The sequence below is a fragment of the Psychrobacter sp. ASPA161_9 genome, assembly GCF_051970275.1.
In the GTDB taxonomy this organism is placed as follows: domain Bacteria; phylum Pseudomonadota; class Gammaproteobacteria; order Pseudomonadales; family Moraxellaceae; genus Psychrobacter.
On record NZ_JBEFNI010000003.1, the window covers coordinates 41,692 to 56,038 of the forward strand.

11 protein-coding genes are annotated in these 14,347 nt (G+C 42.7%); 7 read left to right on the forward strand and 4 right to left on the reverse strand.

Features of this window, described 5'->3' with window-relative positions; all coding sequences use genetic code 11:
- Positions 1-293 precede the first annotated feature (293 nt).
- Positions 294-971, forward strand: a complete 678-nt coding sequence (locus ACTQ9S_RS04780) for a DUF421 domain-containing protein (protein WP_440454089.1) — start codon at positions 294-296, stop codon at positions 969-971.
- A gap of 133 nt (positions 972-1,104) precedes the next feature.
- Here the strand turns inward: ACTQ9S_RS04780 and nhaC are convergent, their stop codons facing one another.
- The 4 genes from nhaC to hppD form a co-directional block, all read right to left on the reverse strand.
- Positions 1,105-2,508, reverse strand: coding sequence for a Na+/H+ antiporter NhaC (nhaC, locus tag ACTQ9S_RS04785; protein WP_068326901.1), 1,404 nt, complete (start codon positions 2,506-2,508; stop codon positions 1,105-1,107).
- Positions 2,509-2,599: 91 nt separating this feature from the next.
- A complete protein-coding gene (locus ACTQ9S_RS04790) occupies positions 2,600-2,953 on the reverse strand; it encodes a 4a-hydroxytetrahydrobiopterin dehydratase (RefSeq protein ID WP_350655753.1) in 354 nt (117 codons plus the stop codon).
- A gap of 154 nt (positions 2,954-3,107) precedes the next feature.
- Positions 3,108-3,953 carry a phenylalanine 4-monooxygenase gene (gene phhA, locus ACTQ9S_RS04795; RefSeq protein WP_068326895.1) on the reverse strand — a complete coding sequence of 282 codons (846 nt, stop codon included), beginning with the start codon at positions 3,951-3,953 and terminating at the stop codon, positions 3,108-3,110.
- 136 nt (positions 3,954-4,089) lie between these two features.
- Positions 4,090-5,196, reverse strand: a complete 1,107-nt coding sequence (hppD, locus tag ACTQ9S_RS04800; RefSeq protein WP_068326892.1) for a 4-hydroxyphenylpyruvate dioxygenase — start codon at positions 5,194-5,196, stop codon at positions 4,090-4,092.
- Between the two features lie 146 nt (positions 5,197-5,342).
- Between hppD and ACTQ9S_RS04805 the strand changes: the two genes are divergently transcribed.
- From ACTQ9S_RS04805 to ACTQ9S_RS04830, 6 genes are all read left to right on the forward strand, one after another.
- Positions 5,343-6,272 carry a LysR family transcriptional regulator gene (locus tag ACTQ9S_RS04805; protein ID WP_068035100.1) on the forward strand — a complete coding sequence of 310 codons (930 nt, stop codon included), beginning with the start codon at positions 5,343-5,345 and terminating at the stop codon, positions 6,270-6,272.
- A gap of 207 nt (positions 6,273-6,479) precedes the next feature.
- On the forward strand, positions 6,480-7,676 hold the full coding sequence (locus ACTQ9S_RS04810) for an amino acid aminotransferase (protein ID WP_440454091.1): 1,197 nt from the start codon (positions 6,480-6,482) through the stop codon (positions 7,674-7,676).
- A gap of 476 nt (positions 7,677-8,152) precedes the next feature.
- Positions 8,153-8,593 carry a hypothetical protein gene (locus ACTQ9S_RS04815; protein ID WP_440454093.1) on the forward strand — a complete coding sequence of 147 codons (441 nt, stop codon included), beginning with the start codon at positions 8,153-8,155 and terminating at the stop codon, positions 8,591-8,593.
- Between the two features lie 266 nt (positions 8,594-8,859).
- Entirely contained in the window at positions 8,860-11,046 is a 2,187-nt protein-coding gene (locus tag ACTQ9S_RS04820) for an FAD-dependent oxidoreductase (protein ID WP_440454095.1), read from the forward strand.
- A 214-nt stretch (positions 11,047-11,260) separates the two neighbouring features.
- Positions 11,261-12,568, forward strand: coding sequence for an ABC transporter substrate-binding protein (locus ACTQ9S_RS04825; protein ID WP_440454097.1), 1,308 nt, complete (start codon positions 11,261-11,263; stop codon positions 12,566-12,568).
- Positions 12,565-14,343 carry an ABC transporter permease gene (locus tag ACTQ9S_RS04830; protein WP_440454099.1) on the forward strand — a complete coding sequence of 593 codons (1,779 nt, stop codon included), beginning with the start codon at positions 12,565-12,567 and terminating at the stop codon, positions 14,341-14,343. Before ACTQ9S_RS04825 ends, ACTQ9S_RS04830 begins: the two co-directional genes overlap by 4 nt.
- Positions 14,344-14,347: the final 4 nt, after the last annotated feature.

Genomic DNA, 14,347 nt, shown 5'->3' on the forward strand with positions numbered 1-14,347 from the left:
AATTTATATTAATTTACATTGCAAGCGATTACTGAGTAATTTAATAAGGTATAAAAGCTATTTTGTGGTTTACTGCTTCCTATTTTAGTCTCAATTTTGATTTGTTTTGTAAGGTAATGAATTTATTAATTTATAATGCTGCAGCAATGGAGAAATTCGGCAGCGACTCGGCACAAGCCCCATTGCTTAACATCTAATATCTGACATTTCACGCAAAGTAAGTGCCTGTATTAACCACAATAGAAATAGCTATAACGTGTTTTGATAGCCAGACTTTAAAAGGAAAGACATACATGGATTTGGCAAGTATCTTTATTCATGACACAACTTGGGCGTTTGCTGCCGAAATCGTCATACGCGTGATTGTTATGTTTAGCATGATTATCATATTTTTACGTTTCACTGGTAAACGCGGCGTCCGGCAGCTGTCTATTTTTGAGCTGACCATTATTTTGTCACTGGGTTCTATCGCTGGTGATCCGATGTTCACCGAGGATTTACCGATTATACAAGCGGTACTCATCATGAGTATCGTGATTATCATGTATCGGCTCTGCACTTGGATAATGATGAAATACCAGCCCTTTGAAGATCTTTTGGAAGGAAAGTCGATTTATATTGTAGAAGACGGCGTCTTAGTAATAGATAAGATTAAAAGAGGCAAGATGTCGCATGATGAGTTTTTTGCTGAAATGCGCCAACAAGGCGTTGAACATCTAGGTCAGGTACGTGTAGGCTTATTAGAGACGGATGGCTCATTTAGCTTATTGCTGTTTCCACCTGATGAAACGCGTTATGGTTTGCCACTTTTCCCCAAGCAGTATCAGCCAGTTAAAGAGATAGATCCAAAGCATTGCTATGCTTGTATGCATTGTGGCTATGTCGATTATATTGCGAAGCCAGATCAGCAATGCGTGCGCTGTGAATGTGAAAGTTGGGCGAAGGCCTTGGATAGCGGGATTGTTAGATAATGAAATTGTAAGACAGCCTGAAATCGACTTTTGCTTTGTCTAAAATTAATAAAGCCGTCACCATTAAATTGGGACGGCTTTACTTTGTACGAGCTTTATCAATATATAGAATCGTGACTAAAATCTAACCTAACTATCGGGCTGATACTTTAGTTCCATCTTTACGACTAATTGTCAGTCCTGTAAAGCCAAATAGTATCGTAAGTAATAGCGATAGATAACAGAAGAACGCATAAGGCAGATAATCCAGTACTGGTACGCCTAAGGCTTGACTAATAAACACCCCGCACACACTCCAAGGTACGAGCGGATTGATTACCGTCCCTGCATCTTCAATAGTACGAGATAGGTTTTTTGGGTGTAAGTTTAAGCGCTCAAATATCGGACGAAACGCCGTGCCTGACAGTAGGATACTCAAATACTGCTCACCGATAAGGACGTTAATGCTCAGTGCTGACATGGCAGTTGCAAATATTGCGCGTCCTGGACTGGTTAGAGTATCTCTTATCCCTGATAGCAACGCTGGCAAGATACCTAAAGCGCTCAGCAATCCACCAAGACTAAGTGCCAATATCACAATCATTTGAGTAAAGAACATGCTTTGTACACCGCCACGCGAGAGCATACCGCCTACTTCCCCAAGATCTAGCGATTCAGCGGGTGCATAACCTGCAAAGAAGTACCCGCCCAATTGTCCAAAGCTTGGCGAACTATGCAAGTAGGTAACAATCAATGCGGTAATAATGGTACAGATAATAGTATAGATGGCGTTGACCCGAAATACAGCCAGTCCAACAAGTACCACAAACGGCAATACTGCATAACTATGTACCAAGCCACTTGCGATCAGCTGTCCTTGCAAGACAGTCACCTGACTCAAGTCACCACTAACAGTCTGTCCAGAGAAGAACCAAAAAAGTATGACAGTCAGTATCCACGCAGGCACCGTGGTGTACATCATATTGCGAATATGCTCAAATAAATCAATACCCACGACCGATGAAGCAATAGTACAAGTATCAGATAATGGCGACATCTTATCACCAAAAAACGCACCCGATACGACAGCGCCAGCAGCGATAGCGACATTGGCATCAAACGCATTACTCATACCAATAAATGCCACGCCTAACGTTGCCGCAGTAGTCAAACTACTGCCCAATGCAATACCAATGATCGAAGTAAGTACAAAGGCTGATATGTAATAAAACTCTGGTGATATCAGCTCAAAGCCAAAATACATCAGTGTCGGTATAGCTCCCGACATCATCAGAGCGGCAACCATCAAGCCAATAAAGAAGAATAAGTAAATCGCACCGATACCGCTCATCACTCCAGAGGCCATTTGCGCTTGCATATCATTAAAGCTAAGGCCCTTAAATAGACCGATAGCCAATAACACGCAGATAGCGAGTATCAATGATAAATGTGGCACCCAGCCAAGGCCAATCATGGTGACACCCATAATGGCGATGACAGTGGTAGCAATAATAAATGCCAGTTTGGGTGAGAACTGGGTTAGTATTTTTGGAGGCATCACACATCCTTAGATAACCAGTTGAATTTGGTTTAGGGTTGGCTTTAAGTGTAGTAAGTTTAATGAGTTGCTTTGATTATTGCCACCCTCATTACTTACTGAATAGACCATCCGTCTTTGCTGCCATGATAAAATCATTGCGATGCAGACCTTTGATGCTGTGCGACCACCATGTCACTGTCGCTTTGCCCCACTCTACCAATATGCCGGGATGATGCCCTTCCTCTTCCGCGATATCTGCAAGCCGATTAGCAAATGCCATCGCTGTGACGAAGTTTTTAAACTTATATTGACGTTGTAATTGATTGATGCCGTCGACTTCGATAAGCGACCAATCAGGAAGTTGTTGTAACAGCTCGCGTGCCTCAGTATCGTCAACTTTTGGCGCGCCGACACGGCAGGCTTCGCAGCTGGCTTGAGATAGGGTTTGTAGATGCTCAGTCATAGTAAATTCCTTTTATTTTAACTATTGAGTTTTCATTAAATGTACGTCCATGTTGACGTGATTGTCTATTTAAGCAGCCAATGTTTAAGTGTTCTTAATTAAGCTATCACTTGCTTTAATGATCAGTTGATTAAACAGTCAATTGATTAAGCAATCAACTGGTTTCAACTTTATAGGTTGGCTCAAACATTCCGAGTGACATCGCTTGCTTGACCACCCCCATGATGTCGCTATTCACGATGTCAAACAGCGTATCTAAATTATCAATGACATAATAGATAGGCTGAATATGGTCAATTCGATAAGGGGTTCGTAACACATCTAGCAAATCGAAGGCTCGGTGTTCAGGTTGATGATGTGATTGATGATTTGATTGATCGTGCGATTGATTTTGAACCTCATCATTGAGTGCATAAATAGTTTCAGATGGTGAGCTTAAGATGCCACCGCCATAAATTCGGCGAGTATCCCTCGTTTGCCCGACCAAACCAAACTCAATAGTAAACCAATACAGCCGTGCTAAAAATAACCTTTCTTCTTTACTGGCATTAAGACCAAGCTTGCCATAAGTCTCATTAAAGGTAGCAAAGGCAGGATGAGTCAGCAGCGGACAATGTCCAACAATCTCGTGAAAGATATCCGGCTCTTCGATGTAGTCCATATCATCAAAGCGTCGGATAAAGGTCGCAACGGGGAAGGATTTATTGGCCAACAGCTTAAAGAATTTACCAAAGCTAATTAAAGCTGGCACCGCAGCTGTTTGCCAACCTGTGGTCGCTTGCAGCACTTCATCGATATCATGTAATTGCGGAATACGATCTGGCGGTAGATTTAGCTTTTTGAGCCCATCTAGATATGCCGAGCAGGCACGATTGGGTATTTGCTTGGCTTGACGCTCAAGAAGCGCTTGCCACATGGCATTCTCATTATCACTATAATGAATATGACCATTGGCATCAGGTTGATGCGAAAGATAAGGTTGTTTGCTTTGGCGTTCCATGCCGGTATTCCTTTTGCCATTAGTCCATTCTATTTGGACCAGTATTTCAGATTTACTATATCAATTATTATAGTATTAATAATAACAAGACAAATTCCTTTTTGTCCTGCCATGTTTGTTTAACTTATTAATAAATTTACTCTGTTTCTGTCTCTGTTTCAGATTGTCCGATAGCGCCGCGTCGCACTTGATCGCGCTCTATTGATTCGAATAGCGCTTTAAAGTTACCTTCACCAAAGCCTTCATCGTAATCGCCTTTACGTTGGATGAATTCAAAAAATACGGGGCTACCTAAGATAGTTTCAGAGAAAATTTGTAATAGCAGACGCGGTGTGCCGCCTTCCGTGGTGCCATCTAATAAGATGCCACGAGTCTGCAATTCAGAGACGTTTTCGCCATGATTTGGTAAGCGCTCACTCAGCATTTCGTAATAAGCAGCGGTTGGCGCTGTCATGAGCGGTATACCCGCCTCTTTTAGTTTATCGATACTGGCCAATAAGTCATCACTGGCTAAAGCAATATGTTGAATGCCTTCACCATTGAAGCTCATTAGATACTCTTCGATTTGTCCGCCGCCCTGCTTAGATTCTTCATTTAAAGGAATACGGATTTTGCCATCAGGCGCGGTCATGGCTTTACTGGTCAGCCCAGTGTATTCGCCTTTGATATCGAAATAGCGAATTTCACGGAAGTTAAAGATGCGCTCATAGAAGTTTGCCCAGTAAGCCATGCGACCACGGTAGACGTTATGGGTAAGATGGTCAATAACTTTGAAGCCATGTCCAACAGGATACTTATCTACATCTGGGAAGAACTCAAAGTCGACATCATAGATAGATTCACCGTCTTTAAAACGGTCAATCAGATAAATCAATGAGCCGCCGATACCTTTAATAGCAGGAAGTCTCAGCTCCATTACCCCTGTCGGCACCTCTACTGGCTGTGCGCCGTTTTCAATCGCAAGCTCGTAGGCTTTTTTGGAATCTTTAACACGAAAGCCCATGCTACAGGCCCCTGCTCCATGCTCTTCCACAAAGTAGCTGGCTTGGCTTTTTGGTTCACGGTTCAATATGAGGTTGATGTCACCTTGACGGTATAAAGAGACATCTTTTGATCGGTGATTGGCAACATGGGTAAAACCAAGCTGCTCAAAAAGTGCTTCTACCGCTTTCGGTTCAGGCGAGGCGAATTCAACAAAATCAAACCCTTGCAATCCTATTGGGTTTTCGAATAAATCTGCCATTGTAATCATCCTTAATTTCAATTGGTGGTATAAATCAGTGTAAAAAGTTGTATATAACAATAAATATTGTTGACGATGTATTCATCTTAGATTAGCTTGATTTATAAGACTAATCGTATTTTTTGATTTATTTATCAGGTTTACTTATGAATATCAGCATTCGCCAATTGACCGCTTTTATCAAAGTCGCTGACAACGGTAGCTTTACCCGTGCTAGCGACCAGATGCATTTAACCCAATCTGCCGTCAGTGGACTGATAAAAGAATTGGAGTCAAGTCTTGGTATTGTCTTATTTGACCGTACCACCCGCCAGCTATCTTTGTCGGTAGTAGGCAGACATTTATTGCCACAAGCTCGCCGAGTGCTTAATGAGATGCAGTTATTTGAAAACGAAGCGAGCAGTCTGATGAGCTTAGCGCAAGGTCAAGTGCGACTAGCAGTATCGCAGTTTGCCGCCTCCTCCATGCCTGCAGTCATCGCCCAATTTTCAAAAGACTATCCTGATATCAGCGTGTCTTTGTTAGATTGCTCTGCAGAAAACGTCCTGCAACACATTCAGGATATCGAAGTAGATTTGGGCGTTGGTACCGAGCTTGGTTTTATGGAAAGTGAAGACGACATTAGCGCTGATTTGTTATATGAGTTGCCGTTTTGTGTAGTGATGCCAGATAACCATGCGCTGGCTCAAAAAACTGAGGTAACGTGGCAGGATTTGATAGATATCCCGCTCATTACCTTACAAGGGCCTTTTATTGAGCAAGTGACCGCTGAGCTGGATGAGACCGTTGCCACTCATATCCAGCAAGCGCGCTACAAAGTGAACTTTATGTCCACAGCGCTTGAGATGACGCGCCAAGGCTTCGGTATTACCTTATGTCTGCCTTATATGCCTGAGGTCATTGATTGGGTGAGTGCCAATGGCTTACAAATGCGGTCGCTCGCACAGCCTGTTAAGATGCGTAGATTCTTTATTTATCAACGCTCCTCAAGAGCACTGTCGCCTGCCAGCATTGCCTTTAAACAGTTTTTGCAGACTTATTTTGCCTCTCACTTCAACGACTTGCAGAGTAGCTAGAGTAAGTAGGTACTATTCTATAGCTGTTCTTAAATGCTATATTCTAAATGGTTATTAATAGTCTAATCAGCTTAAAAAGCATTTGGATTATCAAATAGCTCATCTAATCAGTTAATTAATCAATATCGATGAATCTCTCGTTGAGTTAATAGCCAATCTAGTTTATGCTTTTTGGCGGCTTTGTTTCTATTCTAGTAAGGAAAAAAAATGTTTGAACGTATCGACTATTATGCTGGTGATCCAATCTTAGGTTTGATGGACAAGTTTGCAGAAGATAGCAATCCCGATAAAGTGAATTTGGGCGTGGGTGTTTATTACGACGAAGACGGCAAAATGCCAGTACTTGAGTGTGTAAAAACTGCTGAACAGCGCATTGCAGACCCAATTTCTCCTCGTCCATACCTACCAATGGCAGGGTTGCCTGGACACCGTAAAGGCTGTCAAGAACTGTTATTTGGCAAAGATGCTCAAGTATTGAAAGACGGTCTGGTTGCGACTATTGCCACTATTGGTGGCTCTGGCGCGTTGAAAGTAGGCGCTGAGTTCATCAATCAATGGTTCCCGCAATCTAAATGCTACGTGAGTGACCCTACATGGGGCAATCACATTGCTATTTTTGAAGGGTCTGATGTCGAAGTTGGCAAATACCCGTACTACGATAAGGCCACTGGCGGCATCAAATTTGATGAGATGATTGCGTTTTTTGAAACGTTGAATAAAGATGATGTGCTGTTATTACACCCTTGCTGTCATAACCCAACGGGTGTGGATTTGACTAAAGAGCAGTGGGATAAAGTATTAAACGTTGTTCAAGAGCGCGAGCTGATTCCGTTTATGGATATCGCTTATCAAGGTTTTGGCGAAGACATGGACAGCGACGCTTATCCTATTCGTAAAGCGGTCGATATGGGTCTGCCATTGTTTGTGAGCAACTCATTCTCCAAAAACCTATCACTATACGGTGAGCGTGTCGGCGGCCTATCAGTCGTTTGCCCAACTACCGATGAGACTGAGCGTGTATTCGGTCAGCTGACCTCTACGGTACGTCGTATCTACTCAAGCCCACCATCACATGGCGGACGCGTCGTCGATATTGTTATGAATGATGAAGCCTTGCACGAGCAATGGGTTGGCGAAGTTTATACGATGCGTGATCGTATCAAAGCTATGCGCATGAAGCTAAAATCTGTGCTAGAAGCTAAAGTCCCTGGTCGTAGCTTTGACTACCTAACTGCTCAAAACGGCATGTTTAGCTTTACAGGATTAACCCCTGAACAAGTTGAGCAGCTACAAAGCAAATTGGGTATCTATATGGTATCTAACTCACGTATGTGCGTCGCGGGCTTAAACAGTAGTAATATCGACTATGTTGCTAATGCGATGGTTGAAGTATTAAAGAACTAATCATTTAAAAAGTCTTTAACAAAGCTATTTTGATAAAAAGGTTGAGCATTGACTCAGCCTTTTTTATTTGTCTATTTCTTCTACCCGCTCCTACTTAAAAATGCATTCTTCTGAAAACATTTAGGAAAAACATTTCCCATTACGATATGTGCTGCTCAAAAAGCTAATCATATACAACGTCGATTGTATATAAAACAATCACCTTTAAGCTAGCATTGCTGATTTATTGAAAGAGTGTAACGAATTCTTGTAACCATAATATACAAGACAATACGAACTTGAACAATCATTCAAGAACAACTACAATAAGTTTCTTTATAGCATCTAGCAGCAATATTGTATTCATTTTTGAGCAATCACTCAATATAGTAAATATTTTTCTTTATGTTTATTTTATAATGATAAAAAGTATCGATACTCATTTCATTCATTAATTTTTTGAACCCATTTTTAAAACTTTTCAAAAGCGAAAACTTATGCAAAAAGTTATGCCAAAACATTTACCACTTTCACTATTATTGCTTCGACTTGGTATCTTCATTGTGTTCTTCTTTTGGACACTCGACAAATTTGTAAACCCTGAACATGCTGCAAGTGTGTTTGCTAAATTTTATGCACTAGAAAATTTAGGCACCAGCATTGTTTACATTGTTGGTAGCTTGCAAATTATACTCATCTTTTTGTTTGTGGCAGGTTTGTTCAAAAAGTGGACATACGGCATCATTTTATTGCTACACGCAGCCTCTACTTTTGCAACCTTTGGTCTCTACCTAACGCCTTTTGATAACTTACTGTTTTTTGCCGCGTGGCCTATGTTGGCTGCCTGTGTCGCGTTATTCTTAATGCGAGATTGGGACACGTTAACATTAGGCAAAAGAACCTCTTTTACGCAAAATCAGATAGTGCCTATTGAATAGGGCTTACTCGATAGGGCTTATTAGATCGTGCCTACTGTTAGACTAAAGCCTATCCTCATTTTGATAATGGTAATAAAAATGCCAGTCAGCAGAACACAGGCTATATACTGTTAATACTGATAAGTTAGCTATTTTATAGTAGATAAACTAATAGACCATTCGAACCATTCAATGGAATGGCTGCTGCTATTAAAACAATGAAGATGCTCAACCAAAAAAATCACTGTGATTTTTAACCTTTGCCCCACTATTTAGCCGGACATTTCATGATTAAAAGAATATTTTTAATACTGTTAATATTGATATTAGCGGCAAGCTTTTTTTATTTTGACCTAAATCAATTATTGACGCTTGACGGCTTAAAAGGGTCGATGGCGCAATTTAACGACTACAAAGCGCAATCACCGCTATTGATTATCGGTGGGTTCTTTTTACTTTATGTGGTCGTCACCGCTCTATCCTTACCGGGAGCTGCTATTTTGACCTTGGCAGCTGGGGCGCTATTTGGCTTATGGCAAGGCTTATTGGTTGCCTCGTTTGCCTCTAGTATTGGTGCGACACTAGCGTTTTTAACCTCACGTTATTTACTGCGTGATACGATTAAGCAGCGTTTTCCTGAACGCTTAGCAGCCATTGATGCTGGCGTTGAAAAAGAAGGCGGGTTTTACTTATTTACCCTGCGCTTAGTGCCGATATTTCCGTTCTTTTTGATTAATTTACTCATGGGCGTCACCGCGATTAAAGCGAGGACATTCTACTGGGTAAGCCAAGTTGGTATGCTCGCGGGTACTTTTGTATTCGTTAATGCCGGTACGCAACTGGCGCAAATTGACAGTTTGTCAGGGATTTTATCGTTTAATTTGATTGTCTCATTTGCGTTGTTAGGTTTCTTCCCATTAATAGCAAAAGGGATATTAAATATGCTAAAAAAGCGCCGCGTCTATAAAAACTATAGCAAACCTAAAAAATTCGACCGTAATATGATTGTGATTGGCGCTGGTGCTGGCGGGCTAGTCACCAGCTATATCGCGGCGACCGTCCGAGCAAAAGTAACATTAATCGAAGCGGGTGAGATGGGTGGCGACTGCTTAAACTATGGCTGTGTACCCAGCAAAGCTTTGATTAAAAGCGCGAAAGTCGCAGAACAGATGCGCAATGGTGAGCGTTATGGTTTGGAAAACACACCACCAGAGTTTTCATTCAAAAACGTTATGATACGCATCCATAAAGTCATCGCTGATATCGCGCCAAATGACAGCGTCGAGCGTTATACGGACTTGGGTGTCGAAGTGTTAAAAGGCTACGCTAAATTTATCGACCCATGGACGGTAGAGATTGCGCTAAACGATGGCGGCACGCAAACACTAACCGCACGTTCCATTGTTATCGCTACTGGCGCGCGCCCCTTTGTACCAGACTTGCCAGGCTTGGAAGAAACCGGCTATGTGACCAGCGATACCATATGGAACAAGTTTACTGAGCTTGATGAAGCGCCGAAAAAGCTGGTCGTCCTTGGTGGTGGGCCTATCGGCTCTGAGCTGGCGCAAGCTTTTGCACGCTTAGGCTCCAATGTGACCCAAATCGAAAGAGGCGCGCGTCTTATGAAAAAAGAAGACGTGGAAGTCTCTGAATTTGCACAGCAAGTACTCGTCGAGAGTGGCGTAAATGTCTTAACCTCGCATCAAGCGATTCGTTGTGAAGCTCGCGATGGTAAAAAGTTCATTATCGTTGAACCGCAAGGCGACAGTACAGTTAAAAAAAGCGGTACAGATAAGCAAGAAATCGCTATTGAATATGACGAATTGCTTTGTGCCGTTGGACGCAGTGCGCGCTTAGAAGGCTACGGCTTAGAAACATTAGGGATTGAAACTGAACGTACCATCGAGACTGATGACTATCTAGAAACGCTCTACCCTAATATTTACGCTGCTGGTGATGTCGTTGGCCCTTATCAATTTACTCACGTGGCCTCTCATCAGGCATGGTACGCAGCCGTAAATGGTTTGTTTGGACATCTAAAGAAGTTTAAAGTAGATTACCGCGTGATTCCGTGGACGACTTTTATTGATCCAGAAGTCGCACGCGTGGGCTTAAATGAGCAAGAAGCTATCGAAAAAGGTATCGACTTTGAGGTTACCCGCTACGACTTTAAAGACTTAGATCGTGCGGTGACGGAAAGCGCCAACGATGGCTTTATCAAAGTAATTACGCCAAAAGGTAAAGATAAAATACTCGGCGTGACCATCGTCGCTGAGCATGCTGGTGATTTAATGCCGGAATTTATATTAGCAATGAAACATGGCTTAGGGCTGAATAAAATACTCGGCACCATTCATATGTATCCAACGTGGGCGGAGGGTAATAAATACGCGGCTGGTGAATGGAAACGCAATCATGCACCTGAAACGGTATTAAACTGGCTTGAGAAATATCAAACATGGCGTCGAGGTTAATTAGCCTTCCAGTGAAACTCGATGCTGTTGCAATTCATTAATTTCATCGTCTTTTAGACGATCGATTTTTTTAGAAATAAGTGCTGTTGGGATAATTTTTTTCAAGCCTCTGGAGTGACGAAGTCACACAGCAAGCGAAGAAAATTTGTACCAACAACACGCTTCAGAATCTATGATTGAATGACATTTAATACAGGTTATAACGAGAACATAAATGTACGTTATTAAATCTTTACCAGCTTTGACAATGTTAAAAAATCTAAGCCGCTATAGCGCCTATGCTATGGCGCTTAGCGTTTGTATTGGTATATCAGCAAGCACTGCCTCACCCACTACCAGTAACCTTAATCAAAATTTATCATCTTGGCAGCAGATAGAAGCCCAAGGTAAAAACCAAGACGTTTACTTTTATGCATGGGGCGGTGACCCGCAAATAAATGCCTATCTACAGTGGGCCGCCGAAGAAGTGGATGATAAATATGATATCAATTTGGTTCATGTCAAATTGAGCAATACCAGTGAAGCCGTTAGCCGTGTACTTGCAGAAAAATCTGCCAACAATAATGATGAAGGTAGCGTTGATCTCATCTGGATAAATGGCGCCAACTTTGCCACCATGAGTGAGAATTCATTATTACTGAAACAATGGGCGAACAAGCTGCCTAACTTCGCGCTGACCGATCCAGAGAATAATCCTGCCGTTAACTTTGATTTTGGTGTGCCAACCGATGGTATGGAAGCGCCATGGGGACAAGCCTCGCTGACCTTTTATTACGACAGCTTATCGACGAATAAGCCACCAACCACCCTGAATGAGCTAGTCAATTGGACAGCGCAAAACCCTGGGCGTTTTAGTTATCCAAAGCCGCCTGACTTTTTAGGAATGAGCTTTTTAAAATACGCTTTAGTCATGCTGCACGAAAAGCAGGATGCTAAAACAGGCGAAAATACCAAAGCACAGCTCAACCTGCCAGCCACTGAGCAAAATACAGATATGGTATTAGACCCGCTATGGAAATTTTTAGATGATTTGCACCCTGCCCTTTGGCGTAAAGGTGAGCAGTTTGTGCAAACGGGCGCGCATATGCGGCGTTTGGTCGATGATACCGAGCTTAGTTTAGCATTTAGCTTTTCCGCGCCTGAAATTCCTGCGGCCGTACAGCGGTATGATTTACCCCAGAGCATTCGTAGCTATGCAATGAGCGATGGCAGCTTAAGTAACACCCATTTTGTGGCCATTCCTTATAATGCCAGCCATCCACAAGCCGCGCAGCTGGTCGCAAACTTTTTGATGAGTCCAGAAGCACAAGCAAAAAAACAAACACCTGCTGTATGGGGTGATAAAACCGTACTCGTCCAATCTACGCTTGACCCTGAGCAACAAGCATTATTCAAGACTAACAAACCCCATCCGAGCGCCCTACCTGTTGACGCTATAAAACGTACCGTGAATGAACCACATCCGAGCTGGGTTGATGCCATTATGCAAGGCTGGCAGACACATTATGGGGTCAGCCCATGAGTGAAGATTCTAATAATAAAACGGCAAGGAAAGATGTCAATTCTGCAATAAGCACTGGCATGGCAGCGCCTTATCAAACAGACCTATTTACAAGCATTGTATCTTTGAGTCCGAAATTTTTACTGCTACTGCTGATACTACCCGTACTCGGTGGTTTACTCAGCGTGCTGTTACCTGCCTTTAGCTGGGTGCCTGCACTTGAGCAAACGACCGTTAGTCTAAAAGGCTTTAACGATCTTTGGCAGACGCCGGGTCTTACCCAAATGGTAGCGTTGAGTATTGGCACTGGATTAATCAGCACGCTATTCGCTTTTGTCATGACCTTAATGATATTGGCAGCATTTTTTAATAGCGTTTGGCTGACCCGTATTGAGCGTTTGCTGAGTCCAATCTTAGTCATTCCTCATGCAGCGGCAGCCATTGCAGTTGGTTTTTTAATTGCGCCTTCTGGTATGTTTTCACGCCTTATTTCACCTTGGCTAAGCGGCTGGGAGTTGGCACCAGGCGGTATGTTTCCACATGACCCATACGGTATCAGTATTATTTTGGGTTTGACATTGAAAGAGCTGCCGTTTTTATTATTAATGACATTAGGCGCTTTGGCACAACCAGAGCTTGGTAAAAAATTACGCCAGCAGTATAAAGTTGCGCTAAATCTCGGCTATTATCCCATCACTGCCTTTTTTAAAGCCGTACTTCCTGTCCTCTATCCTTTTTTACGTTTGCCTATCTTAGCCGTGCTTGCTTATGCCAGTGCCAGCGTAGAGATGCCATTGATACTGGGTCCAAACACGCCGCCAACGCTTGCGGTCACTATCATGCAATGGTTTAACGATGTTGATTTAAACCTACGTATAAAAGCCTCGGCGGGCGCTTTATTACAGCTGGCTTTGACGGGTGGTTTAATCGCCTTGTGGCTTGGGGCTGAGAGAGCGATAAAAACTTGTTTTAATGGCACGTTGATAAATGGCAAGCGCAACTATGCTGATGCACTATGGCAAAAAATCACCGCAGCGTTGACCACTATAGTGATTGGCTTTATTTTGCTGGCGCTCATTGGTCTGGTGATGTGGTCAGTGGCTGGTTTTTGGCGCTTTCCAGCAGTATTGCCAGAGCAGTTGGTGTTATTACATTTTCAAAGTGCCTTTACGCAAATGAGTACGCCATTATTTAATACCATTACGATCGGTATCGTGAGCACCGTATTTGCCATTGTGCTGACTTTATTATGTTTAGAAGCCGAACAATTAAGTAAAAATCCTATTTCAAAATTTACCAGTTTAATTATCTACTTGCCGCTGTTAGTGCCCAGCATTGCCTTTTTATTTGGCTTGGTTTGGCTACAGCAGTTGGTGAATAATCAAACGGCGTTTTTTAATGTGGCCTTTACGCATCTGCTCTTCGTGCTGCCCTATGTGTTTTTATCACTTGCCAGCAGCTACAGGCGTCTAGACCCGCGTTTTTCTCATGTAGCGGCAGGCCTTGGTGCGACCCCGGCCAAAGTATTTTTGCAGGTGAAATTACCACAACTGTTTGCGCCACTGTTAATTGCCATTGCCCTTGGTCTAGCCATTAGCTTTGGTCAATACTTGCCGACGTTGTTAGCAGGTGGCGGACGTATCGCCACCATCACCACAGAAGCTGTGACTCTCGCAAATGGTGCCAGTAGGCGCACCAGTGCGGTGTATGCCATCATCCAAATGGCGTTACCGTTAGTTGGGTTTATATTGGCGTGGATATTGCCAAAATATTTCTTTAAAAGTGGCACTCGTTAGAAAT